This is a genomic window from Anaeromyxobacter sp. SG17 (assembly GCF_022690695.1).
GTDB classification, from domain to species: Bacteria; Myxococcota; Myxococcia; order Myxococcales; family Anaeromyxobacteraceae; genus Anaeromyxobacter; species Anaeromyxobacter soli.
The window spans coordinates 1-23,879 of sequence record NZ_JALCYX010000020.1; the positions used below are offsets into that span (position 1 = coordinate 1).

Here is a 23,879-nt window from a genome sequence, read left to right on the forward strand (position 1 = left end):
CGGACCTCCTCGCCACGGCCGGGCGCGGCGGCTCCGGCGGCGCTGCGCGCACCGGCGGCCGCGGCTCGTCGTCGACGACCTCGTCCGCCTCGGCGGAGGCGAGCGCCGCTGCCTCGGCGAGCGCGTCCCCGGCGGCGTCGAGGTCGCTCTCGGGCACCTCGATCTCGATGCCGACGTGCACCTCACGCGCGGGCGCGGGACCGACCGGCTCGTCCTCGACGATCTCCTCGCTCTCGTGGTCCGCCGCGGCGAGCGCGAGCGCGTCGTCCTCGGGCGAGGGGACGAACTCGTCGGGCTCGATCGGCTCGAGCTCCAGCTCCTCGCCGCCGCCCAGGACCGCGTCCAGCTCCTCGAGCTCCGGGAGCTCGGGCGCGAGCTCGCGCAGGCGCGCCACCGCCTCCTCTGCGCGGTCGTGCCGACCGCGCGCGAGGTGGGCGCGCGCGGCGCGGACGCCCGCGGCGGCCGCCTCGTCGCGCCGGTCCGCCGCGGCGTGGACGTCGCGGGCGCGCTCGTGCGCCTCGGGGCAGTCCGGGTCGAGCGCGAGCACCTTGCGCACGTGATCGAGCGCCTTGTCGTGCAGCCCGTACTTCACGTAAACGTCGGTCTCGGTGAGGAGCTTCGCGACCCCGCTCCCGGCCCCCCCCGGCGGCGGCACGGCCGCGGCGGGCGGAGGAGGCGGCGCGATGACCGACGGCGACGGCGCCGGGCTGCGCACCCCGGGCGGCGGTACGGCGAAGGACGGGGCGGGCGGCGGCGCGCGGCCCGGCACGGGCGGAGGCGTGAACGTCGGGCCGAAGGCGAGCGGCGTCGCCGCCGGGTGACCCTGCGCCGCCGGGCGCGCCGGGGCCGCTCGCGACGGCGCGCCGGCGCCGAGCGCCGCAGCCGCGTCCGGATCGCCCGGGGCGAGCTCCTGGACCTTGCGCCAGGCGGCGCGGGCCTCTCCCGCATGGCCGCGCTCCTCGTGGACGCGCGCGAGCTCCTTGTAGACCGAGATCGTCTTCGAGGTCTGACCGAGATCGCGAAACGCCTGGGCGAGGAGCTGCAGCGTCTCGACGTCCTTCGCGTCCACCTTGAAGCAGAGCTGGAGCTTGGCGAGGGCGCGCTTCGTGTCGCCCTTGCCGAGGTAGACGTGCGCGAGCTCGCGGATGAGCGCGTGATCGTCCGGCGTGAGCACCGCGATCCGCTCGGCGACCTTGAGGTACTCGTCGGCGCGGCCGTTCCGCTTCAGGTAGGCGGCGGCGCGGCGGAAGCACTCCAGGGCCGCCGCCGGCTGGCCCGCGCGCGCCTGCATCTCGCCGAGCTTGATCGACGAGGCGATGTTGTCCGGGTCGAGCTCCACCATGCGGCGGAGGACGTCGGTGAGCCGGGCGAGGTCGCCCGCCTTCTCGTGGGCGGCCGCGACGGTCTGGAGCTGGCCCATCGCGTCGCTCATGAGCCCGAGCTGCTGGTAGAGCGCGGCGAGCCGCTCGTTGGCCCGGACGTCGTCCGGGTCGAGCTTCACGATCTGCTTGTAGACGGCGACCGACTTGAGGAAGAAGCCCTGCTCGGCGTAGGTCTCGGCGACCTTCTGGAACGCGGCGGCGGCGGCCTTGTCGTCGCCCTTCTTCTGGTGGAGCTCGCCGACCTTGAGGAGGATGCGGACGTCCTTCGCGTCCTCCGCGAGGATCTTCTCGTAGCTCTTGATCGCCTTGTCGTACGCCCCCTTCTGAACGAGCTTCGTCGCCTCGGCGATGATCTTGTTCTTGTCGACAGCCATCGGGCCGAGGGATCTCGCTGCGCTGGGGGGGCCCCGGGCATGTGCGCACGGGCGCACCGGCGCCAGCGGAAGGGCCCAGGGGCGGCGTCGAGCGTAATGGAAGGTCCGGGGGCGGTCAAGGAGCCACCCCCGCGAACCTACATAGGAATTCGGGTGTTGGAGCGGCCGCGGAGGCGCCCTGCGCGGGCGCGCTCCGGAGCCGCGGGCCTACCCCGCCGCCGAGGTCTTCGGCGCCTCGACGGGCGCGGGCGGGTTCAGGATCTGATCGACGATGCGGGTGTCGTACTGACCGCCCGCGAAGCCGGCGTGCGCGAGGACGCGCTTGTGAAAGGGGATGTTCGTCTTGATCCCCTCGATCACGTACTCGTGCAGCGCCCGCGCCGCCCGCTGCAGGGCGATCTCGCGCGTCGCGCCGGTGATGACGAGCTTCGCGACGAGGGAGTCGTAGTAGGGCTGCACCTTGTACTGCTCGTACGCCATGGTGTCGACGCGCACGCCGTAGCCGCCGGGCTGGTGGTAGCCCGTGATCTTGCCGGGCGAGGGCGCGAAGGTGACCGGGTCCTCGGCGTTCACGCGGAACTCGATCGCGTGGGCGTGCGGAACGACCGACTCCTGGGTGCGCTCGAGCGGCTCGCCCGCGGCGAGGCGGATCTGCTCGCGCAGGAGGTCGAGCCCGTAGACCTGCTCCGTCACCGGGTGCTCGACCTGGATGCGCGTGTTCATCTCCATGAAGTAGTAGCGGCCCTTCTCGTCCATGAGGAACTCGATGGTCCCCACGTTGTTGTAGCCGATGCGCCGCATGGCCGAGAGCGCCACCTCGCCCATCTCGCGGCGGAGCGCGGGCGTGACGGCGGGCGACGGCGCCTCCTCGATCATCTTCTGGTGCCGCCGCTGGACCGAGCACTCGCGCTCGCCGAGGTGGATCACCTGGCCGTGCTCGTCGGCGACGATCTGGAGCTCGATGTGGCGCGGCTCCTCGACGTAGCGCTCGAGGTACATCGAGCCGTCGCCGAACGCGGCCAGCGCCTCGTTGCTCGCGGTGTCGAAGAGCTGGCGGATCTGGCCGCGGTCGCGGCAGATCTTCATCCCGCGCCCGCCGCCGCCGGCGGCCGCCTTGAGGATGACCGGGTAGCCGACCTCCTCGGCGATCCGCTCGGCCTCCTCGGAGTCCTTGAGCTTCCCGCGCGCGCCGGGCAGGAGCGGGAGCCCGGCCTGCTCGGCCGCCTCGCGCGCCGCCACCTTGTTGCCCATCAGCCGGATCATCTCCGGCCGCGGGCCGATGAACTTGAGGTTCATCCCGGTGACCATCTCCGCGAACTCGGCGTTCTCGGAGAGAAAGCCGTACCCGGGGTGAATGGCGTCGGCGCCCGTGACGTCGGCGGCCGACAGGAGCGCCCGGACGTTGAGGTAGCTGTCCCGGGACTGCGGCGGCCCGATGCAGATGGCCTCGTCGGCGAAGCGGACGTGGAGCGACTCGGCGTCGGCGGTCGAGTGGACCGCGACGGTGGCGACGCCGAGCTCGCGGCAGGCGCGGATCACCCGGAGGGCGATCTCGCCCCGGTTCGCGACGAGGACCTTCTTGAACATTCGGTGTGCTCCCGCGGGGGACTACCCCGGGACGATGCGGAAGAGCTGCTCGCCGAACTCCACCGGCGTGGCGTTCTGGACGAGGATCTCGGCGACGGTGCCGTCGATCTCGGCCTCGATCTCGTTCATGAGCTTCATCGCCTCGACGATGCAGAGCGTCTGGCCCTTCTTGACCTTCTGCCCCACGTCGACGAACGGCGGCGAGTCCGGCGACGGCGCGCGGTAGAACGTGCCGACGAACGGCGAGCTCACGATCGTGCCGGGCTTGTCGCTCTTCGCCTCCGCCTTGGCGGCAGGCGCGGGGGCGGCGGCAGGCGCCGGCACGGGGGCCGCCACGGGCGCAGCGTGGACGGCGGGCGCGGCGTGGAGCGCGACCGGCGCGGGCGCGGCGAGCGCGCCGCGGCGGATGACGACCTTCTCCGGCCCCCGCTGCCAGGCGATGTGCGTGACGTCGCTCTTCTCGACGAGCTGTACGAGCTTCTTCACGTCCTCCATGGAGAAGCCCTGCCCCGCGCCGTTCTCCGGGGTGCGCGCGGGCTCCTGCGAGGGCTGCTGCTTCAGCGGGCGGGTCGCCATCGAGTGGATCTCCTTCGGTTCGGGACGGTGGGGCGGCTAGCCGGCGACGCGGGTCAGGTACTCGCCGGTGCGGGTGTCGATGCGGAGGAGCTCGCCCTCGTTGATGAAGAGCGGCACGTTCACGACGTAGCCGGTCTCGAGGGTCGCGGGCTTCGTGGCGCCGGACACCGTGTCGCCGCGGATGCCCGGATCGCACTTCACCACCTTGAGGTCCATCGCGTTCGGCAGCGTGACGCCGATCGCCTTCCCGTTGAAGAACAGGATGTGCGTGGTGGTGTTGTCCTTGATGAAGTTCTTCGCCTCGCCCATCTGCTCCTCGGTGAGGAACGTCTGGTCGTAGGTCTTGTTGTCCATGAAGTTGAAGTGGTCGCCCTCCCGATAGAGGTACTGCATCTCCTTCTCCTCGATGTCGGGCTTGCCCACCACGTCACCGGACTTGAACGTCTTCTCGATCGTCCGCCCGGTGATGAGGTTCTTGATGCGCGTCCGCACGAACGCCGAGCCCTTCCCCGGCTTCACGTGCTGGAACTCGATGATCTCCCAGGGCTCGCGATCGATCTCGATCTTGAGGCCGCGGCGGAACGCCGAGGTGTCGAGCGTGTCGGCCATTGCTGTGTCGCTCCTTCGAAAGTCCGATGTGAAAGATGATCCGCCCCGCCGCGCTCCGGCAGCGGGGGCTGCCTGTTCCGACGGTCGGCCGCCCGTCCGCTAGAGCTCTTCCTCGAGCTTCGGCGCGGTCACGCGGAGCAGGTAGCGCGCCTTCCCGAGGTTCCCGCCGGGCGTGAGCGCCACGACCATGAAGTACTCCGGGGAGACCTGGCGGGCCACGGCGACGAGCCGGTCCGTCGAGATCGCCACCTCCGCGACGCCGCCCGCCTCGTGTGCCTCGGCCGCCTCCCGCGCGCTGCGGAGGACGCCCGAGTACTCGACGAGCAGCGACCGCACGTCAGCGACGTCGCCCAGGCCGGTGAGGTGCGTGTCGACCTCGATGCCGTCCATACCCATGAGCGAGCACGCGACGGCTCCGTCGACGCTCCGGCAGACCTGCTCGAGATGGGCGCGGAAGCTCATGTGCGAAGGCTCCGCCGGCCAAAAACCTCCGTCATTACGAGCACGGACACGCGGAGCGGGCTCGTACTTAGCCCGCCCGCGCGCTCAACGTCAAGCGTTCGGCCGGAACGCGGCGCGTCAAGGCGTGGTGGTGGTGGTCGGCGCCGAGCACTCGACGCCGAGCGGCACCTGCCCCACGGTGCCGCCGCAGGTGCCGACCACCGTCTCGCCCGTCGGGCACTGCGGCAGGCCGACGGGCCCCACGAGGATCGGGGTCTCGTACGCAGCGGTCTCGAAGGTCGACTGGTCCGCGAACCGCCCCTTGAGCTTCAGCTTCGCGACGAGCTGACCGGCCACGAGCGGCGGCTGGAGCAAGAGGCCCACGACGGTGCTGCCGCCCGCCGGGATCATCGCCTGGGTGTGTCCCGCCGAGGTCCCGCTCGCGGCGCCGTCGTACTCGACCTCGTACTCCGTCACGTAGGCGTCGTTCGTGTTGAGGCGGCCTGCGGACAGGTCCGCGTTGTCCGGCAGCTGGTTGTTGACCTGCATGTACACGGAGAGCGTCGCCGTGAGGCTCGGGTCGATGCGCAGCGGCCCGATGTGCACCATCGTGCAGGTCGACTCGAAGACGCAGTCGGCGCCGGAGGCGTCGGGCGGGGCGCAGATGGCGAACGGCTGGATCGACGCGGCGTTGTCGGCGCAGGCGAGCGCGAGCGACGCGAGGGCGAGGGCCGCGAGTCTCGTCTTCATGGCAGCTCCTAGTTCCCCGCGGCGACCGCGGTCGACCGGTTCAGGATGCGGGGGGTGATGAAGATGAGGAGCTCGGTGTGGTCGTCCTGCTCGCTCGTGTTGCGGAAGAAGTACCCCAGCAGCGGGAGCTTCCCGAGGAAGGGGACCTCGCTCGTGCGGTTCGCGGTCTGGCGGGTGTAGATGCCGCCGATGACGGTGGTCTCGCCGTCCTTCACGAGCACCTCCGTCTCCGCCTCGCGCTTCGAGATCGACGGCTGCCCGTTCGCGCCGGTGAGCTGGGGGTTCGGCTGGTTGTTGGTCGCCTTGATCTTGAGGAGGATCGAGCCGTCCGCGGAGACGTGCGGGGTCACCTTCAGCTCCAGCTTCGCCTCGATGAAGGTGGTGTTCACGCCCGAGGCGGACACCTGCGAGAACGGGATCGAGATGCCCTGCCCGATCGTCGCCTCCTTGTTGTCGATGGTGGCGATCTTCGGCGCGGAGATGGTCTTCACGACGCCGTTGTTCTCGAGCGCGGAGAGCCGCAGGTTCAGGTTGAAGGCGCCGCCCGCGGAGCCGAACACGAAGCCGAGCGCGCCGCCCTGGCCGTCGCCCACCGGCGCGGGGAGCGACACCGCGTAGTTCGGGTTCGCCGCGGTCCCGAAGCTGTTGCCCGGGCCGGCGCCCCCCGCGGCCGCGACGTTGTTCGGGAACGAGAGCCCCGTCGGGTTGCCGGTCACCTGCGTGAAGGAGGCGTTGCCGCCCCACTGCACGCCGAGCGCCTTGTTGAAGTTGGACGACGCCTCGACGATGCGGCTCTCGATGAGCACCTGCGGGATCTCGGTGTCGAGGTTCCGCACGAGCCCCTCGGCGCGCACGAGCGCCTCCGGGACGTCCTTCACGATGAGGACGTTGGTGCGCTCGTCGGTGGAGACCGAGCCGCGCTCGGTGAGCACGTCCTTCACGCGGCCGGAGACGTCGCCGGCGCGCGCGAAGTTGATCGGGATGATCCGGACCTTGAGCGGCATGAGCGGGATGCGGGCCTTCTCGGCCTCGACGCGCGCGAGCTGCTCCTTCGCGATGTCCTCGAACCTCGCGATGCGGATGACGTTGCCGAGCTCCTCCTTGCCGAGCCCCTTCGACTTGAGCACGAGGTCGAGCGCCTGGTCCCAGGGCACGTTGCGGAGGGCGACCGTCACCTTCCCCGTCACGTCGTCGGCGACGACGATGTTCTTCTTGGAGACGTCGGCGATGAGGCGCAGCAGGTTGCGGATGTCGATGTCGTGGAAGTCGAGGGTGATGCGGCGGCCGGTGTAGCCGCGCGACTGCGGCGCTCCGGAGAGCGCGTAAGCGGGGGCCTCGGCCGCGAAGCCCGCCGCCTGCGCCTCGCTGGCGCGCACCTCCGGGACCGGCGCGGGCCCTGCCGCGGACGACTCCTTGTCCGTGGAGGCGAACGTCCAGGCGAGGCCGCCCTTCGTCTCCACGATCTCGTCCTTCGCCGCGCCGCGCAGCGTGGCGACGACCTTCACCTGGCCGGTGGACGGCTGGTTGAAGGAGGAGACCATGAGGACCGGCCCCTGGAACGCGCTCGTGTCGAGCGAGCGCTCGAGCTTCTTGGGGATCTCCGCGTCCTCGAGCGACAGCACGATGGTGCGCGGGTCGGGGCGGGAGAGCGTGTAGCGCGCCTTGCCGCCGATCTCGATGCGGGCGGACTTGCCCTGCTGGCCGAAGCGGACGTCGGAGATGCGGGCGCGGGTGGCCGGGGCCTTCTTCGCAGTGGCGGGCGCGGTCGAGGTCGAGGTCGGGGTCGCGGTCGTCGCGGCCACCTGCGCCTGAGTCGGGGCCGGCGCCGCCTTCGCGGCGTGGGCCTCGGCTCCCGCGACGATCGCGACGCCGCCGGCGACGCGCTTCACCTCGTACGCCGGGAGCCCGCCGGCGGCGTCGAGCACCGCCCGGATCTTGCCGTCGTCCTTCCCGAAGCGGACCTGCGTGAACGCGCCCGAGAGCTTCACGGCGCCCTTCGGCGCGCGCGTCACGCCGTGCAGGTCCAGCACGAGGCGCGCGGGGTCGCGCAGCTCGAGGATCTCGATCCGGCCCAGCTCGCCGTCGGTGGCGAGCACGAGGCCGTCCTTGCCCGGGCGCACGGCGCGGAGCGTGCGGGCCGAGCCCGCGCCGCCCTCGTCCACGCGGCGGGAGACGACGTGGTCGTCGGATGAAGGGGTCGGGCTCTGGGCCGCAGTCCGGGTCGTCGTCTCGGTCGTTGCCGCGGCCGCGGCCGCAGTCGAGGTCGACGACGTCGGGATCGGGGTCGCAGCGGCAGTGGCCGCGGCGGCGGGCTTCGCGCCCTCCGCGAGCACCCGCACCACCACCGCGTCGCCGCGGGGCGTGACCTCGTACGGACGGGCGGCGTCGAGCGCGACGATGACGCGCCCGACCGCGTTCCGGTCATCCTGGTACTGCGCGGTCGTGATCTCCGCGACGCCGCCCTTGTTCACGGCGACGGGCGAGGCGAGCTTCGAGACGTCGGCGCCGGCGAGGTCCACCACCAGCCGCGGTGGATCCTGGAGCTTGAAGACCGTGTAGGACGGCGGGCGCGTCCCCTGGATCGCGACCTCGATCGCGCCGTCGCGCTCCGCGACGTCGAGCGCGTGGATCGCGTTCGGCTCCGCGGCGAGCGCTGGAACCGCGAGGGCGCCCGAGAGAACCACGGCGAGGCGCAGGTGGTGGACGTTCATGGGTGCTACTCCTCGAGGTTCATCGCCGCCTCGCGCGGGAGGCGGATGACGGTCTGGGTCCGGTCACGGGTCCCATCGGCGCGGATCGCCCACTCGGTGACGACCACCTCGCCCGAGCGGACGGCGGCGACGGTGCCCCCGTTCTTGCCGATGCACACGCCGCGGCGGAGCGTGTAGCCGACGCCGTTCGGCGCCTGCACCATGGCCACGGGGTTCTCGAGCCCGGTCACGACGGCGACGAGCTTCAGCTGCTCGATCTCGAACTTGCCGAGGGGGGTGGCGCAGCGGGTGGCGAGCTCACCGCCCTGCTTGGAGAGCTCCGTGAGGTAGCTGCGGAACGGATCGCGCTTGCCGACCGACGAGTACGACCACTCGGGCGCCTTCTCCGGCGCCTTGGGGGTAGCGGCGGCGGGCGCCGCCGGCTGGGGAGCCGCGGCAGCGGTGGCGCCCGGCGCGGGCGGCGGCCGCTGGGCCGGCTTGGGGGAGCTCCCGCAGGCCACCGCCAGGCCGAGCAGCACGAGGAGCGCGAGACGCGGGCTCATCACTTCGCTCCTCCGGCGGCGGCGCCCGGCGCTTGCGTCTCGACGAACATGAACGCCGTCGCGAGGAATTTGGCGCTCAGGACGACCTTGCCGTTCACGTCCTTCGGGGCGTCGAGCGAGATGTCGTTCACGTTCACGATCCGGCGCATCCGCCCGAGCGCGTCGAAGAACGTCGCGATCTCGTGGAAGTTGCCGGTGACCGTCATGGGGATGGGCAGGCGGGCGTAGAAGCGGTCGCGGACGGGCGCCTGGGGCTCGATCGTGCCGATCTCGAGCCCCGACTTCCGCGCGCGGTCCTGGAACAGGAGGAGGAGCTCGTCGACCTTCTTCTCCTCGGGGAGCTCCGCGAGCGCCTCGCGGAGCTGCTGCTCGAGGAGCTCCTTCTCGCGGCGGAACTGGTTCAGGTTGTTCGCGATGGCGGTCTTCTCGGTGAACTCACGGTCGAGCTGCGCCTGCTCGCGCCCGGCGCGCACGATCCGCTCGTTCAGCTCCGAGATGGACGGACCGAAGGTCATGGAGAGCACGAAGTAGTTGAGGACGGTGAGCAGGGAGACGACGAGGCCGACCACCGCCACCTTGGTGCGGACGGGCTCCTTCGCGATTCGCTCGATGAGCTGGTCCATGGCGCCTCTAGCCCCCCTGACGCGCGCCGGTGGCCGGCGCCGGACGGACGGCGTACGCGACGTTGGCGGTCATCGTGAAGTCCACGACGCGGAACCCGTTCTCCACCTTCGACGCCGTCTTCTTGAGCTCGATCTCGCGGAACTGCGTCGAGCCCTTGAGCGCCGCCATGAGCTCCGAGACGTCGTCGATCGTGGCGGCCGTGCCCTCCAGCGTCACCGCCCCGCCCTTCTCCTCCAGCCTCCACAGCCAGAGCCGCTTCGGCGTGAGCGTGGCGAGCTCGTCGAGCATCTTCACCGGGCCGGTGCGCGCGGTCTTCAGCTGCCCGAGGACGTCCAGCTTCTCCCGGAGCTCCGCCTGCTGCGCCTTGATGTCCTTCACCTCGCCGATGATGCGGTCGAGCTGCGCGATCTCGCCGCGCGTGCGGGCGATGGCGGCCTTCTTCGCGGCGAGCTCGCTCGCGCGCGAGGCCGCCCAGAGGTAGTTGAGGACGACGCCCAGCACGAGCACGAGCGCGAACAGGAGGAGCTGCTGCTTGCCCGCCTCCTTCTTCTTCGAGACGCGGGCGGGGAGGAGGTTGATGCGGACCATGGCTACTTGTCCCCCGCGCTGCGCAGGGCGAGCCCGACCCCGACCGCCGCCGACGGCGCCGCGGCGAGGAGCACGCCCGCGTCGAACTTCCGGTTGTCGACGTCCACGTTCTTGAACGGGTTCAGGAGCTCGACGTGCACGCCGGCCCGCGCCTCGAGCACCTTCTGGAGCGCCGGGATCCGGGCGGTGCCGCCCGAGACGAAGACCCGCCCGATGCGCGCGTCACCCGAGGTGGAGGCGAAGAAGTCGAGCGAGCGCTGGATCTCACCGCCCATCTGCTCGGCGACGGCCTGGATCACCCGCTCGACCTCCTGCGGGACCACGGCGTCGGTCTCACCCTGTCCGCCGACCTTGAGGGCCTCGGCCTCGTCGTAGGAGATGTTGAGCTGCTTCTGGATCTCCTCGGTGAAGGCGTTCCCGCCCATGGTGATGTCGCGGGTGAAGGTCGTCGCGCCGGCGGAGAGGATGTTGATGTTGGAGACGGCCGCGCCGACGTTGATGAGGACCACCGTCTGGCCGTCGAGGTCGTAGTTCGCCTCGAACGCGTTCTGCACCGCGAACGCGTCCACGTCGACGACGGTGGCCGTGAGCCCGGCCTCCGCGCAGACCGACGTGTAGTCGTTGATCATGTCCTTCTTCGCGGCGACCAGCAGGACGTCCATCTGCCCGGCGGCGTTCGCCTCGGGCGAGAGGATCTGGGTGTCGATGTTCACGTCCTTCACGTCGAAGGGGATGTACTGCTCCGCCTCCCACTGGATGGACTCGTCGAGCTCCTCCTGCGTCATCCGCGGCATCGAGATCTTCTTGATGATCACGGAGTGGCCGCCGATGCCGATGGCGACCTCCTTCGTCTTCACCTTGTGCTGCGCGACGAGCTCCTGGATCGCCGAGACGATCGCGCCCGAGTTCATGAGCGCGCCGTCCACGATCGCCTCGGGCGGCAGCGGCGCGGTCCCGAACGCCTGCAGCGCGTACCCGCCCTTCTTCTCCTTGAGCTGGACGAGCTTGACGCCGGACGAGCCGATGTCGAGGCCGACGGCGAGCTTTCTCTTCGCCATGGCGGTTCCCTTCAGGCGACGGCCGGGCGGCGCCCGGCGTCCAGTTGACGGTAGGTCACGCGCGCCCTCCGCGGCCGCGTGCGAAGACCTTGAAGCGATCGGAGGGCGTGAGGCCCAGGGCGAAGATGATCTTGCGCTGCGTGTCCATGCGGCAGTCGAGGCCGCTCTCGATGCGGGCGACCGTCAGCGGCGACACCCCGGCCTTGCGCGCGAGCTCCGCCTTCGTGAGGAGCTGCTCCTCGCGCAGCCGCCGGACGTTGTTCACGGCGCGCCGGTGCGCGTCGTTCCGCTGTCTGGACGGTCGGGCAGGCATGCGAGCGCACGCTAAGCCAAGGCCGATGAAGGGATCAAGAAAGCGACCTGTGCGCGAGTCGGCAGGTGTGGGGAAAGGATGCGTCGTCGAGATCGAGTGATATCTAATTGATAGTTTTCACTCTGGGTCGGTGGAGAGAGCTTGACGGGTGGAGGGAATGGAGGGCCGCACCCAGCGCGCGGGGGACCTCGATCTCGACCCCGCCCGCGACCCAGCGCGAGCGAGGCTACCCGAGCCCGTAGTCCTTGATCTTGTAGAGCAGCGCCCGGTACGAGAGCTCGAGCAGCTCGGCCGCGCGGGTCCGGTTCCCGCCGGTCCGCTCGAGCGCGGCGCGGATGCGCTGCCCCCCCCGGGCGGGGTTGGCCCGCTTCCCGTTGTGTGTGTCGTCCGGCCGCGCGGCCGGCCGCGCCGAGCCGGGCGGCCCGCGGACCGCGTCCGGCAGGTCCTCCTCGCCGATGATCGCCCCCTCGGCGAGCACCACCGCGCGCTCGACCACGTGCTCGAGCTCGCGGACGTTGCCGGGCCAGCGGTGGGACCGCAGCGCCGCCTCGGCCTCCGGGGAGAAGGACATCCCCACGAGCTCCGGCCGGAGCGGCGCGTAGCGCGCGAGGAAGTGCGCCGCGAGGGCCGGGACGTCCTCGGGGCGCTCCCGGAGCGGCGGCAGCCGGACGCCGACGACGTTGAGGCGCCAGTAGAGATCCTCGCGGAAGCGGCCCTCCGCGACTGCGCGGGCGAGGTCGCGCGCGGTCGCCGCGACGACCCGGACGTCCACCTTGCGCGCCCGCGTGTCGCCGACCGGGCGGACCTCCTCCTCCTGCAGGAAGCGGAGGAGCTTCACCTGGAGGTGCAGCGGTAGCTCGCCGATCTCGTCGAGGAAGAGCGTGCCGCCGTCAGCCTCGGCCGCGAGCCCCTTCTTGTTGCGGGTCGCGTCGGTGAACGCGCCCCGCACGTGCCCGAAGAGCTCCGACTCGAGGAGCTCGCCGGGGATGGCCCCGCAGTTCACGGCGACGAAGGGCAAGGCCGCGCGCGGCGAGCGCTCGTGCAGCGCCCGCGCCACGAGCTCCTTGCCCGTGCCGGACTCGCCCTCGAGCAGCACCGTCGTCTTCTGCGGCGCCACCTTCGCGACCTGGCGCAGCACGCCCTGCATCGCCTCGGACGCCCCGACGATCGCCTCGGGGCGGTACTCCGCCGCGAGCTCCGTCCGCAGCCGGCGGTTCTCGCGCGCGAGCCGCTCGCGCTCCTCCGCCTTTCCGAGGACGAGCAGCACCTCGTCCGGCTTGAAGGGCTTCGAGAGGAAGTCGTACGCGCCGGCCTTCATCGCCTCGAGCGCCGCGTCGTGCGAGCCGTAGGCGGACATGACGATGACGGTCAGCTCCGGCTCGCGCCGCTGGATCTCCCGGAGCAGCGCGAGCCCGTCCATGCCGGGCATCCGCACGTCGGTGAGGACGAGGTCGTACTCGCGGAGCTCGAGCTCGCGCAGCGCGTCGGCGGCGGTGGCGACGGCGCGCGCCTCCCGGCCGTGATCCGTCAGGATCACGGAGAGGAGGTGGCGCATGGAGGGCTCGTCGTCGACGACGAGGACGCTGCGGAACGTCACGGCGGGCACTCTAGCACGCGCCTCCGCTCCGCTCCGCGCGGCGCCCCGTCACCCGGCGGCGCCGTCCCGCGGCGCGCGCCGCAGGCGGAGGACCACGCGCGCGCCGCCGCCCGGCGCGTTCCCCGCGCGGATCTCGCCCCCGAGCGCCTCGACGATGCCGCGGCAGATGGCGAGCCCGAGCCCGGTCCCCTCCCCCGCCGGCTTCGTCGTGAAGAAGGGCTCGAAGACGCGCGCCAGATCCGCCGCGGCGAACCCGGGGCCGCCGTCCTCGACGGCGAGCTCGACGGTCGGGCCGTCCTCGCGCGCGCTCACCCGCACCGCGCCCGCGCCCCCCGTCACGTCGCCGGCGTTGAGGAGCAGGTTCAGGAGCACCTGCGCGAGCCGCTGCTCGTCCGCGAGCACGGCGGGGAGGTCCTCCGGGATCGCCTCGGTCACGTCCACGGCGCGGAAGCGCGCCTGCGCCCGCGCGAGCCGGAGCGCGGCGTCGAGCGGGCCGCGCACGTTCACGGGCCGCACCTCCGGCGCGCTCGGCCGCGCGAGGTCCAGGAGGTCCCGGACGAGCCGGTCGATCCGCGCCGTCTCGGCGGCGATCCGCTCGGCGAACTCCGCCGCCTGCGCGAGCGCCGCGGGACGGCCGTCCCGGAGCCGCGCGCGCGCGAGCTCCGCGTACCCGGAGATCGCGCCGAGGGGGTTGCCGACCTCGTGGGCGATGCCGGAGGCGAGCTGGCCGGCCGTCGCGAGCCGCTCGGCGCGCACGAGCGACTCCCGCGCGTCGACGAGGGCGGCGTTCGCGCGCTCGAGCTCGGCCACCTTCTCGGCGAGGCGGAGCCGCTCCTCGACGAGCGCTCCGGCGAGCCGCTCGAACGCGACCGCTGCCCCGGCGCCGCCGCGGCCGGCGGGCGCGGCGGGCTCGCCGGTGGGCGCGAGCAGCGGGAGCGCCTCCGCGTGCGCGCCCGCCCCGAGCCGCTCCGCCGCCTCCAGGAGCCGATCCACGGGGCGCGCGACGGCACGGAACAGGAGCGCCGCCCCGAGCGCGATGCCGGCGCAGGCGCCCGCGAGGACGACGAGCGCGAGCGCCCTCGGCGTGAGCGCGCCGCGGGCGGCGAGCGGGAGCCCCGCGGCGAGGACCACCGCGGCCACGGCCGCGCCCGCCGCGGCGAGATCGAGCAGGAGGACGGGGCGGACTCCCGGACGCATGCTCAGCGGAACGCGCCGAGGGCGGGGAACGCGCGCGCGAGGAGCTCCGCCCCGTAGAGCCACTCGATCGCCCCGAGCGCGAGGAAGGGGCCGAAGGGGACCGCGTTCTTCGGAGGGACCCAGTCCTCGTCGGCGGCGCCCTCGTCGCCCGCCGGGCGCGCTTCGTTTGCGCCGCGCTCTCCGGTCTGCGACTTGCCGAGCAGCACGAGCACGATCCCGACCACGCTCCCCTGGACGGAGGCGAGCAGCACGAGGGGCAGGAGCGCACCGAGCCCGAGCCACGCCCCGAGGCCTCCCAGGAGCCAGACGTCTCCGAACCCCAGCGCCTCCTTCCGGAGGATCTTCTCCCCGCCCCAGGACAGGAGCGCGAACGCGCCCCACCCCACGCCCGCGCCCCAGAGCGACGACGCGAGCGAGGGCGCCGCGCTCCAGCCGAGCGCGGAGGCGAGGACTCCGCCGCCGAGGAGCGGCCAGGTGATGACATGGGGGAGGAGCCACGTGTCGAGATCGATGAAGGCGAGCGCAACGAGGGTCAGGACGAGGGCGATCTCCGCGCCCGCCTCGGGGGAGAGGCCGTGACGGTTCCACGCGAGCCAGCCCACGACCGCGCCGAGGAGCTCGACGAGGGGGTAGCGGATGGAGATGGGGAGCCCGCACCTGCGGCAGCGCCCTCGCAGGAGGACCCAGGAGATCACCGGGACGTTGTCGTACCAGGCGATCTCCGAGAGGCAGCGGGGGCACCGGGAGCGCGGACGCACCACCGACAGGCCCGCGGGCACGCGGGCGATGACGACGTTCAGGAAGCTGCCAAGGACCGCGCCCACGAGCGCGGCCCACGCGCCCAGGACGGCGCGGGCGAGCGGTGCGTCGAGCGGGCTCACCCGGCCTTCTGCTGCGCCCCGTCCCCGCGATCGGGGACGCGCGTCTCGTCGAGCCGGCGCACGAAGAAGTCCTCGAGCGTCTCGCGGTGGCGCGTGAGCCCAACGACGCGGCCGCTCGCCATGACGAGCGCGCGCACCGCCGCGTCCGCGGCGCCCTCGTCGTCGAACGCGACGGTGAGCCGGTCGCCCTCCGCCGTGAGGAGCCTCCCGCGGGCGAGCGCCTCGCGCGCCACCCCCGGCGCCACAGCCGTCAGCTCGACCGAGCGGACGCGCGGGGAGAGCAGGTCCCCGATGCGGCCCACGTCCCTAAGCTCGCCCCCGAGGATGACGCCCACGCGGTCGCAGAGCGCCTCGACGTCCGGGAGGATGTGCGTCGAGAAGAAGACCGTCTTCCCGCGGCGCTTCAGCTCCAGGATGATGTCCCGCATCTCCTTGCGGCCGATGGGGTCGAGCCCGCTCATGGGCTCGTCGAGGACGACGAAAGCGGGATCGCCCACCAGCGCCTGAGCGATGCCGAGCCGCTGCTGCATGCCCTTCGAGTACTTGCGGAGCTGCCGGTCGGCCGCGCCGTCGAGGCCGACCATCCCGAGCAGCTCCTCGCACCGCTTCTTCCGGTCCCGTCGGGGCACGCCCGCGAGCGTGGCGAAGAATCGGAGGGCCCCGAGGCCGGTCAGGAACTCGTGGTACGAGGGGTTCTCCGGCAGATAGCCGATGCGCGCTTTCGAAGCCTCCGAGGGGATGGGCGCATCGAAGATGAAGGCGCGCCCGCGCGTGGGGAAGATGAGCCCCATCAGCATCTTGATGGTGGTGGTCTTGCCGGCGCCGTTCGGACCGACGAAGCCGAAGATCTCGCCCTCGTCGACGGAGAAGGTGAGGTCGTCGACCGCCGTGACGCGCTTGCCGGGTCGGAGCTCGAAGATCTTCGTGAGCCCCTCGGTTCGGAGGATCATGTCGAGCGCATGATCCGGGCGAGGCCGCACGGTGTCAAAGGCGCGGCGCCTCCCGAGGCCAGGGCACACTGGCCCGAGCCCCGCACGCTCCGCTGACGAAATCCGTCAGTCCGGAGCACCCGGCCGCCGAGGAACGTCAGGCGGGCGATCCGGCTGCGGTCCGCCATTCCGGCCGGTTAGCGGCTGCGGCCTGCTGGCATGCGTCCTGCTTCGTGGCGGCGGAAGAGAACGGACCAGGGCCAGCACGAGCCCGAAGACGGTGGCGCCAAGGTGGTCGCCCCGCCCACGCCACACCACGGAGGCAACATGAAGAAGACGTCCAAGGGCTTCACGCTCATCGAGCTCATGATCGTCGTCGCGATCATCGGCATCCTCGCCGCCATCGCCATCCCGAACTTCATGCGGTACCAGCTCCGCGCCAAGGTCAGCGAGCTGAACGAGAACGTCACCAGCATCTTCAAGTCCGAGGAGGCGATGCGGCAGAGCGAGCGCTCGAACCCGGCGGGCGCGATCGGGCAGTACTGGCAGTTCGCGGCGGTGCCGACGGGCTCCGTGGGCACGAGCAAGATCGCGTGGTCGGCCGCGAACGTCGTCACCGCCCGCTCGATCGACTGGTCGGTCGAGGGTGCCACGTACGGTCAGTACCAGACGCTCATCACGCAGCCCACCACCGGCACCGTCGTCGCCAACTCGGGCGTCGCGCTGACCGTCCAGGCGCAGTCGGACGTCGACGGCGACGGCGTCCTGCGCTGCGTCGCGCTCTTCAAGCCGCAGCTCGGCTCGACCGGAGCGGTCACCTCGACCCCGCAGAACGCGCCTTGCACGACGGCGCTGGCCTTCGACGCGGCGAAGACGTCCGCCCCGATCATCCAGGACGAGAGCGTCTTCTAGCGAATTAGAGGCTCAGGCAGAGTTGTGGCAATCTGGATGGCGTCCCCGAGCGACTCGGGGGCGCCATCCGCGCTTCTTCCCCGAGCGACCGTGAAACGCCGCACCCTCGCCCTGCTTCTCGCCGCCGCCGCCTTCGCGACCGCGAAGGTGGCGATCGGCCGCCGCCTCGACGCGCAGCGCGTCCTCGCCCCGTACGACATCGCGTACGTTCCTCGGACCAGCGCGGTGCGATGGGCGTCGCTCGGCCATCCCACGCTCGCCGCGAACCTCTACTGGCTGCGCGCCGTGCAATACATGGGGGAGCCGAGGGCGGGCGCGCGTGGATGGGACAAGCTCTTCCCGGTGCTCGATCTCGTCACCGACCTCGACCCGCACCACGGCTACGCGTACCAGGTCGGGGCCAACATCCTCGCGGGCGCGGGGCGCGTGGACGAGTCGAACCGGCTCCTCGAGAAGGGGACCACGAACGTCCCCGAGCGCTATATCCTCCCCTACCACCGCGGGGTGAACGCGTTCCTCTACGAGGGCGACTACGCCGCCGCGGCGTCCTGGTTCGAGCGCGCCGCCAAGGCGTCCGGCGCACCGCTCCACACCCGGGAAGCGGTCATGGCGATGTACGTGAAGGCCGACCAGGCGGACGCCGCGATCCGGTTCCTCACGCACATGATCGAGGCGAGCGAGGACCCGGAGTCGCGCAAGGCGCTCGAGGCCCAGCTCCAGCAGGCTCGCCTCGAGCAGGTCGCGCTCCGGCTCGACGCGGCGGTCCAGGCCTTTCGCGAGCGCTTCGTGCGGCTCCCCTTCGCGATCGAAGAGGTCCGGTTCGCGGGCCTCATCGACGCCGTCCCGCCCGATCCGTACGGCGGGTCGTGGATCCTCGACGAGGAGGGGCGGACGCACTCCTCCGTCCACGACCGCCGCGTCATGAAGCCGCTCACCCCCTCCGAACGGCGCGACTCGCTCCAGCGACTGCGCTCGACGCTGAAAGGCGCGATGCCACGATGAAGACCCTCGCCATCGCCACGGTCACCGTCCGGGAGACCCTGAACCGCAAGATACAGGTGACGCTGCTCATCTTCGCGGTGCTCCTCGTGGTCGCGACCTACGTCGCGACCCTGCTCACCGTCGGCGCGTCCCACCGCATGGTTGCCGATTTGGGGCTGTCGGGGATGGAGCTCGTCTCGGTCCTCCTCGCCACCTTCCTCGGCGCCGACCTCGTCGCGGGCGACGTGCAGCGGCGGGTCATCTACCCGGTGGTGGCGAAGCCGGTCTCCCGGACGCAGTACCTGCTCGGCCGCTACCTCGGGCTCTCCGCGACGCTGGCGCTGAACCTGCTCGCGATGGCCGTGATGCTCTCGGCGCTGTTCGTCTACGACGCGCGCTCCTTCTCGCCACTCAGCCCCACGCTCGCGGGGGCGATCGCGTTGCTCCTGCTCAAGGTCCTGACGGTGGCCGCGATCGCGACCCTGTTCTCGTCGTTCACCAACACCACGCTCGCCTCGATCTTCACGCTCAGCCTTACCATCGCCGGCTACCTCACGAGCGAGGTGCGCTCCATCTGGCAGGGTGATCACGCTTGGATCTCGGCGCTCGTCTGGTACGCCCTGCCCGACCTGGGCACGCTCACGGGGAACGAAGCCGTCGTCTACCGCACGGCGCTCCCGGCCTCAGCCGCGCTCGGCGGGCTGCACGCGCTCGCCTACGCGGCGGCCATGCTGGCACTGGCGGCGGCGGTGCTGGAGCGCCGGGACTTCAGGTAACGACTCGCCGGACGCGGCGACGCCTCTTCTGCGGAGCTCCTAGCGCAGCCAGCGCTCGGCCAGGCGTCGCGCCTCGCCGTAGCTGGTCGGCGCCACCTCGAGGAACCGCTTCAGCACCGGCTTAGCCGCCTCGTCTCGACCGGTCCGAAGAAGGACGACTCCGAGGTTGAAGAGGGCCTCTGCGTCGTTGGGCGCGAGGCGGACGGCTTCCCGCAGCTCCGCCTCCGCGTCGACGGCTCGACCCAGAGCGACGAGCGCGGCTCCGAGCTGGGCGTGAGCATAGGACGATCCGGGATCGAGCTCCGCCGCCCGCCGCAACTCGCGCGCCGCCTCGTCGAGGCGACCCGCCACCGCGAGCGACGTGCCGAGGTTCAGGTGCGGCCTGGCCTTGAGCGGAGACTTCTCGGCCGCGTCCGACCAGATCGAGATCTCGCTCGCCCAGACCCGGTTGCGACGGAAGGTCGCGACCCCGAGCGCCGCGGACAGCACCACGGCCACGATCACGAGCGTCCGGATCGCGTCGCGCGGACGCACCCGCTGCAGGACCAGGGCCATCAAGACGGCCGCGCCGCAGAAGATCCCGACCGACGGGAGGTAGACCCGATGCTCGTAGATGACGTCGACGATGGGGATGAGCGTCGACTCCACCGCGAGCGCCAGGAAGAACCACGCGATCCCGAACCCGACGAGGCGCGCGCCCGGATCGAGCGCCCGCCGCGGGCGGCCGGGCGTCGTCCAGCGGTACAGGAGAACGGCCACGCTCCCGAGCGCGACGAGCGCCAGGATCGATCCGAGCACCCGGGGCTCGAGCATCCCCCGCGCGACCGGGAAGTCGTGATCGAGGTTCTGTCCCGTGGGCCAGACGAGCAGTCGCAAGTACTTCATCAGCACCGGCGCCTGGGTCAGGAGGTAGTCGAGCCTGGAGACCGTGGTCTGGACGCGCGTCGCCTGGGCCACCGCCGCGACGTGCAGGGGGACACCGCTCAGGACCCCGAGGGGAATGACCAGCATCGTCGCCGCGAGCGGCGCCAGGAACAGCCGCCTGCGCCACGCGAGCGGCTCGAAGAAGGACGCCTCGCACAGCATCACCGCGAGCGGGGCGGTGAAGGCGATCTCCTTCGTCTTCATCCCCGCCACCGCGCTGGCGAGCATCGCCGCATAGAGCATGGCGCGCTCCGTCCGGCTCGCCTCCGCTCCTTCTCCACGGAGCCGCCACCGGAGGAACAGCACCACCGTGAGCAGGTAGAAGAGGGTGGCGAGCGAGGTGAAGCGCTGGACGATGTAGGTGACGGCTTGCGTCTGGAGGGGATGCGTCGCGAAGAGCGCCGCCGCGAAGAACGCGACGGCCTGGGAAGAACGGGCCAGCCCGGAGCCTCGCAGGCGCGGCGTCCTGAAGCAGAGGAGCACGAGCGCGTAGACCAGGCCGGCGTTCGCCGCGTGGATGACGAAATTGACGAGGTGGAAGTCGACGACGCTCAGCCGTCCGAGCGCGTAGTTGGCGGCGAAGGTGAGGTTACCTACGAAGCGATTGGGGAGCGCCTGGTAGCCGCTCCAGCTCGCCATCGCGCCCAGATCGCGGATGAGGGGGTTGTCCCGGACGTGCTGGAGGTCGTCGAAGACGAACGCGCCCGTGAACGAGTCGGAGTAGGCCAGGAACGCCAGGAGACCCACAACTGCCAGCGGATAGCGATGCGCCCAGGCGCCATCCTCCGCGCCCGACGACGTGCCGCCGGCATCGCGTCGATCCCGACGCGCGGCGGTGCTCGGCCGCAGGTCTTCCGATTCGCGACGCGCCGCGTCGCCTCGCCCGATGTCGAACACGATTCGTCATGGTCGCAGAGCCCCTGGCCGCGCGCAAACGTTCCCCCGGCTCGCGGCCCCAGGACTCCCACATGCAAACTGTAGCGACGCCTGCAACGAGTAGCGTCCCTTCGCGCCGCGAGGCTCGCCGCGTAGCGCCAAGCCCGCGACGTGCCTAGGCGCTCGTCACGCCCGCGCAGGCCTGCGGCTTGCTTCGTGCGACCACATGCGCCGCAACCAGGGCTTCACGCTCCTCGAGCTGATGACGGTCCTCGCCATCGTCGGCGTCCTGGCGGGCATCGCGGTGGGCGTCTCCCAGATGGCGAAGCGCAACGCGAACCTCTCCAGCGCCACGTTCGAGCTCGCCCTGAAGCTCTCCGGCCTCAAGGCGAAAGCGATCTCAGATCAGGCCGACTACCTCGTCGTGCTCGTCGACGGCGCGAACCCAGGCGCGTGCGGCGTCTTCGCTCCGTCGGACTGCACCCGGTACTTCATCCTCCGGAATCCGACCCCCTCCTGGACGCTCGGCGGCTTCGACCCAGCGAGCGCGGCGACGAACGCGGAGTACGTCGACGACGTCGCGCTGCCGAAGGACGTGGCCCTGGACGGCGGCGCCACCGCGGCGCCACCCGTGCCGTTCGACGCGATCCCCCTGTTCGACTCCACCCTGACCACGACCGTCTCAGGCAAGCGGCGGTTCGCCTTCCGGTTCGCTCGAGACGGGAGCGTGTCTGCCGAGGGGGCCACCGGCAAGCCCGGGTACGCGTTCGCGCTCACCACCGACGTCGAGTCCGCCGCGCGGGATCGCAGGGGCGTGGTCGTGGCGTTCCCGGCCGGCATCGTCCGCACGTTCGCCGCGCAATAGGAGCTGCCATGTGGATGCCCGCACCCGAGCGCCATCGCCTGCGTCCATTCGATCGGCGCGGCTTCACGCTCCTCGAGGTGATGATCGCGCTCGCGATCCTGAGCGTCGGCCTGCTCGGGATGATGCAGCTGCAGATCATGGGGATCACCTCGAACTCGGGCGCGCGGGCGCAGACGATCGCGTCGCAGCTCGCGACAGAGCTCGCCGGCGCGCTGGAGGCCTTGCCGTTCGACGACGCGCAGGGCCGGCTCTCGGGACCCGCCGCGACCGCGACCCCTCCGGCGGGGTTCGGACGGCGGCTCGGCGCCGGCACCACCGGAACGTTGGTCCACACCTGGAGCGACGCGATGGCGGTCCCGGGTGCGCGCCTCGACAGCTCCCTCGAGGCTGACCCGCTGGAGGCCGGCAAGCCGCTCTACCGCCGGGCCTGGACGGTCTGGAACTACTCGGCCGAAGGCACCGCGAGCGGAGCCTCCGCGAGCAAGGTGATCGCCGTGTCGGTCATCTACCACGAGCGCTGGAACGGCTCTCCGCGCGAGGTGGTGGTCCTCTCGCAGCGCTCGAACGCGGGGCTCGCCCTCTCCTACGCGGCGGCGTACCGGTGACCTCCATGCGCTCTCGCCCCTCCCCACGCGGCGTCACGCTGGTCGAGCTCCTCGTCGCAATGACGGTGTCCGCCGTCGTGCTCGTGGGGATCGTGGCGGTCGTGCAGGCGCAGCAGCAGGCGTACACGGACGGGCACCGCGTCCGAGCGGCGCAGTCGTCGGCTCGTAACGCGCTGCTCTTCCTCGAGCAGAAGCTTCCACTCGCCGGCTACGGCATGGCGCCCTCGCTCGCCATCGACCTCGACCGCTACGGCTCCGGCCCGTGCCCGGCCCTGCTGCAGGCCTCCGGCGCCTGCAAGCGGGACCGGACCGACGACTCGGACGAGCTCGTCTTCTATGCGCGAAATCCCTCCTACTGGATCCCGCCCACCGGGGCGGGGACGCCTACGGGACACGCCTGGACGCTCACGACCGCGGGCGTGACGACCGCGGTGGCGAACATCCAGGCTCGCGACGGCGACGTCTTCCGCAAGGGCCGGATCCTGCAGGCAGTCTGCGAAGGGGCGAGCCAGTATGCTTACTTCACGGTGAGCACGACCACGCCTGCGCCCGCCGGCGGCGGCGCCGTCGCGGTCCCGCTCGAGGCGGCGGTCAGCGGCGATCCCTTCAAGCGCCAGGACGCGACCACGGACGTCTGCTTCCAGACCGGCACGGCGCGGGTCTTCGAGATCGACCGCTACCGCCTGCACGTGCGTCCGGTCACGGTCGGTACGCAGACCGATCCGTTCCTGGTCCTCGATCGCGGCGTGGACTCGGCCGGGAGCAACGCCGTGGACCAGGCGGACGAGGAGTTCGTCGCGGAGGGCATCGAGTCGATCCAGATCGCTTACGTGCTCGCGAACGGCTCCGTCGTCGGCGCGACCTCGGGCACGGCGATCACGCTCACCGCAGGCGCGCCCGGGTCGGCGTCCAGCTCGGACGCGCTCACGACCCTGCAGTTCCCCGGGGCGGCGCCGGCGCCCGACGAGAGCCTCTACTCACCGACGAGCTGGTACCGGTACCTCATGAACCCGCCGGATCCCGAGCGCCTGACGGACCATCAGGCCAACATCCGCGCGGTGCGCATCGCGATCGTCGCGCGCTCGCCGGAGCCCGATCCGAACGACAGGGGCACGCCGCCCATCCTGCGGCTCAACCAGTCCGCGGTGCCGAGCTGGGCGGGCGCCGCCGGCGTGCGAGACGGCTACGAGCGCGTCGCCTTCGAGGCCACCATCGCCCTCCCCAACATGCTCTCGCAGGGCATGGTGTTCTTCTAGGAACGCCTCCATGAGACCTCGCGCGGCACCCCGCGGCAGCACCCTCCTCATCGCGCTCATCATGCTCGCGGTGCTCTCCGTCATCGGCGCCGCCGCCGTCCTCCTGTCCTCGCAGGAGCGCCAGAACGCCTCGGCCATGTCCCGCGTGGACCAGCTGACGGCCTGCGCGCAGGCGGCCCGGGCGAAGATCTGGGCCGAGATCGCGCGCTACGGCCCCCGCTACCTCTCGAGCGACGGTTTGCTCACCACGCCCCTCGAGATCTCGGGGATCGGCAAGCTCCAGGCGCCCGCGCACTACGGGTCCACCGAGGCCATGAAGGTGAACGAGGTGGTGCTCGCCGTCGAGAAGGCGGTCAGCGACGGCGCACCCACGCCCGTCGTGGACCTCACGAACCGCACCGCGTCGCCCGACGCGCTCACCTCCGGCCGCGCCTACCGCGTCGTGGCGCGGTGCACCGACGCGCAGAACCGCGAGCTCGAGGTCGAGTTCGCGATGCGGTTCGCCCTGTTCTAGCTCGAGGCTCC

24 protein-coding genes are annotated in these 23,879 nt (G+C 71.7%); 7 read left to right on the forward strand and 17 right to left on the reverse strand.

The window, feature by feature from the left end; translation table 11 throughout:
• From MNY60_RS09965 to MNY60_RS10040, 16 genes are all read right to left on the reverse strand, one after another.
• Window positions 1-1,756, reverse strand: a 1,756-nt coding sequence (locus MNY60_RS09965) for a lipopolysaccharide assembly protein LapB (protein ID WP_242360546.1), incomplete at its 3' end; no start/stop codon positions are given.
• Window positions 1,757-1,963: 207 nt separating this feature from the next.
• On the reverse strand, window positions 1,964-3,343 hold the full coding sequence (gene accC / locus MNY60_RS09970; protein ID WP_242360547.1) for an acetyl-CoA carboxylase biotin carboxylase subunit: 1,380 nt from the start codon (window positions 3,341-3,343) through the stop codon (window positions 1,964-1,966).
• Between the two features lie 21 nt (window positions 3,344-3,364).
• Window positions 3,365-3,919 (reverse strand): acetyl-CoA carboxylase biotin carboxyl carrier protein, encoded by a 555-nt coding sequence (accB, locus tag MNY60_RS09975; RefSeq protein WP_242360548.1) that lies wholly within the window; start codon window positions 3,917-3,919, stop codon window positions 3,365-3,367.
• 36 nt (window positions 3,920-3,955) lie between these two features.
• Window positions 3,956-4,528, reverse strand: a complete 573-nt coding sequence (gene efp / locus MNY60_RS09980) for an elongation factor P (RefSeq protein WP_242340959.1) — start codon at window positions 4,526-4,528, stop codon at window positions 3,956-3,958.
• Window positions 4,529-4,627: 99 nt separating this feature from the next.
• The gene (locus MNY60_RS09985; RefSeq protein ID WP_242340961.1) at window positions 4,628-4,990 is read right to left on the reverse strand and encodes a hypothetical protein; all 363 of its coding nucleotides are present in this window, start codon (window positions 4,988-4,990) and stop codon (window positions 4,628-4,630) included.
• 117 nt (window positions 4,991-5,107) lie between these two features.
• The gene (locus MNY60_RS09990) at window positions 5,108-5,719 is read right to left on the reverse strand and encodes a hypothetical protein (protein WP_242360549.1); all 612 of its coding nucleotides are present in this window, start codon (window positions 5,717-5,719) and stop codon (window positions 5,108-5,110) included.
• An 8-nt stretch (window positions 5,720-5,727) separates the two neighbouring features.
• On the reverse strand, window positions 5,728-8,430 hold the full coding sequence (gene pilQ, locus MNY60_RS09995) for a type IV pilus secretin PilQ (RefSeq protein ID WP_242360550.1): 2,703 nt from the start codon (window positions 8,428-8,430) through the stop codon (window positions 5,728-5,730).
• A 5-nt stretch (window positions 8,431-8,435) separates the two neighbouring features.
• Window positions 8,436-8,972, reverse strand: a complete 537-nt coding sequence (locus tag MNY60_RS10000; RefSeq protein ID WP_242360551.1) for a pilus assembly protein PilP — start codon at window positions 8,970-8,972, stop codon at window positions 8,436-8,438.
• Window positions 8,972-9,595, reverse strand: coding sequence for a type 4a pilus biogenesis protein PilO (locus MNY60_RS10005; protein ID WP_242360552.1), 624 nt, complete (start codon window positions 9,593-9,595; stop codon window positions 8,972-8,974). The genes MNY60_RS10000 and MNY60_RS10005 overlap by 1 nt, the downstream gene beginning before the upstream one ends.
• 7 nt (window positions 9,596-9,602) lie before the next feature.
• Window positions 9,603-10,184, reverse strand: a complete 582-nt coding sequence (locus MNY60_RS10010) for a PilN domain-containing protein (protein ID WP_242360553.1) — start codon at window positions 10,182-10,184, stop codon at window positions 9,603-9,605.
• Between the two features lie 2 nt (window positions 10,185-10,186).
• Complete coding sequence (gene pilM, locus MNY60_RS10015; RefSeq protein WP_242360554.1) at window positions 10,187-11,242, reverse strand: type IV pilus assembly protein PilM; 1,056 nt, start codon at window positions 11,240-11,242, stop codon at window positions 10,187-10,189.
• 55 nt (window positions 11,243-11,297) lie between these two features.
• On the reverse strand, window positions 11,298-11,555 hold the full coding sequence (locus MNY60_RS10020) for a helix-turn-helix transcriptional regulator (RefSeq protein ID WP_242340970.1): 258 nt from the start codon (window positions 11,553-11,555) through the stop codon (window positions 11,298-11,300).
• Window positions 11,556-11,781: 226 nt separating this feature from the next.
• Window positions 11,782-13,152 carry a sigma-54 dependent transcriptional regulator gene (locus tag MNY60_RS10025; RefSeq protein ID WP_242360555.1) on the reverse strand — a complete coding sequence of 457 codons (1,371 nt, stop codon included), beginning with the start codon at window positions 13,150-13,152 and terminating at the stop codon, window positions 11,782-11,784.
• 48 nt (window positions 13,153-13,200) lie between these two features.
• Window positions 13,201-14,349, reverse strand: a complete 1,149-nt coding sequence (locus tag MNY60_RS10030; RefSeq protein ID WP_242360556.1) for a sensor histidine kinase — start codon at window positions 14,347-14,349, stop codon at window positions 13,201-13,203.
• A gap of 2 nt (window positions 14,350-14,351) precedes the next feature.
• Window positions 14,352-15,230: an A24 family peptidase gene (locus MNY60_RS10035; protein WP_242360557.1), complete on the reverse strand. Its 879-nt coding sequence runs from the start codon at window positions 15,228-15,230 to the stop codon at window positions 14,352-14,354.
• Window positions 15,227-16,180 carry an ABC transporter ATP-binding protein gene (locus tag MNY60_RS10040; RefSeq protein ID WP_242360558.1) on the reverse strand — a complete coding sequence of 318 codons (954 nt, stop codon included), beginning with the start codon at window positions 16,178-16,180 and terminating at the stop codon, window positions 15,227-15,229. The genes MNY60_RS10035 and MNY60_RS10040 overlap by 4 nt, the downstream gene beginning before the upstream one ends.
• 306 nt (window positions 16,181-16,486) lie before the next feature.
• On the opposite strand from MNY60_RS10040, the gene MNY60_RS10045 reads away from it, so the two are divergent.
• The 3 genes from MNY60_RS10045 (at window position 16,487) to MNY60_RS10055 (ending at window position 18,828) form a co-directional block, all read left to right on the forward strand.
• A complete protein-coding gene (locus MNY60_RS10045; RefSeq protein WP_242360559.1) occupies window positions 16,487-17,071 on the forward strand; it encodes a type IV pilin protein in 585 nt (194 codons plus the stop codon).
• Between the two features lie 90 nt (window positions 17,072-17,161).
• A complete protein-coding gene (locus MNY60_RS10050) occupies window positions 17,162-18,073 on the forward strand; it encodes a lipopolysaccharide assembly protein LapB (protein WP_242360560.1) in 912 nt (303 codons plus the stop codon).
• Complete coding sequence (locus MNY60_RS10055; RefSeq protein ID WP_242360561.1) at window positions 18,070-18,828, forward strand: ABC transporter permease; 759 nt, start codon at window positions 18,070-18,072, stop codon at window positions 18,826-18,828. Before MNY60_RS10050 ends, MNY60_RS10055 begins: the two co-directional genes overlap by 4 nt.
• A 39-nt stretch (window positions 18,829-18,867) precedes the next feature.
• Here the strand turns inward: MNY60_RS10055 and MNY60_RS10060 are convergent, their stop codons facing one another.
• Complete coding sequence (locus MNY60_RS10060; RefSeq protein ID WP_242360562.1) at window positions 18,868-20,499, reverse strand: tetratricopeptide repeat protein; 1,632 nt, start codon at window positions 20,497-20,499, stop codon at window positions 18,868-18,870.
• Window positions 20,500-20,854: 355 nt separating this feature from the next.
• On the opposite strand from MNY60_RS10060, the gene MNY60_RS10065 reads away from it, so the two are divergent.
• The 4 genes from MNY60_RS10065 to MNY60_RS10080 are packed head-to-tail and all read left to right on the forward strand — an operon-like array spanning window position 20,855 to window position 23,868.
• Window positions 20,855-21,493 (forward strand): type II secretion system protein, encoded by a 639-nt coding sequence (locus MNY60_RS10065; RefSeq protein ID WP_242360563.1) that lies wholly within the window; start codon window positions 20,855-20,857, stop codon window positions 21,491-21,493.
• A 14-nt stretch (window positions 21,494-21,507) separates the two neighbouring features.
• Window positions 21,508-22,098 carry a prepilin-type N-terminal cleavage/methylation domain-containing protein gene (locus MNY60_RS10070; protein WP_242360564.1) on the forward strand — a complete coding sequence of 197 codons (591 nt, stop codon included), beginning with the start codon at window positions 21,508-21,510 and terminating at the stop codon, window positions 22,096-22,098.
• A 5-nt stretch (window positions 22,099-22,103) separates the two neighbouring features.
• Window positions 22,104-23,354: a PilW family protein gene (locus MNY60_RS10075; protein ID WP_242360565.1), complete on the forward strand. Its 1,251-nt coding sequence runs from the start codon at window positions 22,104-22,106 to the stop codon at window positions 23,352-23,354.
• 10 nt (window positions 23,355-23,364) lie between these two features.
• Window positions 23,365-23,868 (forward strand): pilus assembly PilX N-terminal domain-containing protein, encoded by a 504-nt coding sequence (locus MNY60_RS10080; protein ID WP_242360566.1) that lies wholly within the window; start codon window positions 23,365-23,367, stop codon window positions 23,866-23,868.
• Window positions 23,869-23,879: the final 11 nt, after the last annotated feature.

Bases quoted from the DNA above. Each gene is read 5' to 3' on its own strand.
- accC (WP_242360547.1), bottom strand. From the start codon at position 3,343: ATGTTCAAGAAGGTCCTCGTCGCGAACCGGGGCGAGATCGCCCTCCGG.
- accB (WP_242360548.1), bottom strand. From the start codon at position 3,919: ATGGCGACCCGCCCGCTGAAGCAGCAGCCCTCGCAGGAGCCCGCGCGC.
- efp (WP_242340959.1), bottom strand. From the start codon at position 4,528: ATGGCCGACACGCTCGACACCTCGGCGTTCCGCCGCGGCCTCAAGATC.
- MNY60_RS09985 (WP_242340961.1), bottom strand. From the start codon at position 4,990: ATGAGCTTCCGCGCCCATCTCGAGCAGGTCTGCCGGAGCGTCGACGGA.
- MNY60_RS09990 (WP_242360549.1), bottom strand. From the start codon at position 5,719: ATGAAGACGAGACTCGCGGCCCTCGCCCTCGCGTCGCTCGCGCTCGCC.
- pilQ (WP_242360550.1), bottom strand. From the start codon at position 8,430: ATGAACGTCCACCACCTGCGCCTCGCCGTGGTTCTCTCGGGCGCCCTC.
- MNY60_RS10000 (WP_242360551.1), bottom strand. From the start codon at position 8,972: ATGAGCCCGCGTCTCGCGCTCCTCGTGCTGCTCGGCCTGGCGGTGGCC.
- MNY60_RS10005 (WP_242360552.1), bottom strand. From the start codon at position 9,595: ATGGACCAGCTCATCGAGCGAATCGCGAAGGAGCCCGTCCGCACCAAG.
- MNY60_RS10010 (WP_242360553.1), bottom strand. From the start codon at position 10,184: ATGGTCCGCATCAACCTCCTCCCCGCCCGCGTCTCGAAGAAGAAGGAG.
- pilM (WP_242360554.1), bottom strand. From the start codon at position 11,242: ATGGCGAAGAGAAAGCTCGCCGTCGGCCTCGACATCGGCTCGTCCGGC.
- MNY60_RS10020 (WP_242340970.1), bottom strand. From the start codon at position 11,555: ATGCCTGCCCGACCGTCCAGACAGCGGAACGACGCGCACCGGCGCGCC.
- MNY60_RS10030 (WP_242360556.1), bottom strand. From the start codon at position 14,349: ATGCGTCCGGGAGTCCGCCCCGTCCTCCTGCTCGATCTCGCCGCGGCG.
- MNY60_RS10040 (WP_242360558.1), bottom strand. From the start codon at position 16,180: ATGATCCTCCGAACCGAGGGGCTCACGAAGATCTTCGAGCTCCGACCC.
- MNY60_RS10045 (WP_242360559.1), top strand. From the start codon at position 16,487: ATGAAGAAGACGTCCAAGGGCTTCACGCTCATCGAGCTCATGATCGTC.
- MNY60_RS10055 (WP_242360561.1), top strand. From the start codon at position 18,070: ATGAAGACCCTCGCCATCGCCACGGTCACCGTCCGGGAGACCCTGAAC.
- MNY60_RS10065 (WP_242360563.1), top strand. From the start codon at position 20,855: ATGCGCCGCAACCAGGGCTTCACGCTCCTCGAGCTGATGACGGTCCTC.
- MNY60_RS10070 (WP_242360564.1), top strand. From the start codon at position 21,508: ATGCCCGCACCCGAGCGCCATCGCCTGCGTCCATTCGATCGGCGCGGC.
- MNY60_RS10075 (WP_242360565.1), top strand. From the start codon at position 22,104: ATGCGCTCTCGCCCCTCCCCACGCGGCGTCACGCTGGTCGAGCTCCTC.
- MNY60_RS10080 (WP_242360566.1), top strand. From the start codon at position 23,365: ATGAGACCTCGCGCGGCACCCCGCGGCAGCACCCTCCTCATCGCGCTC.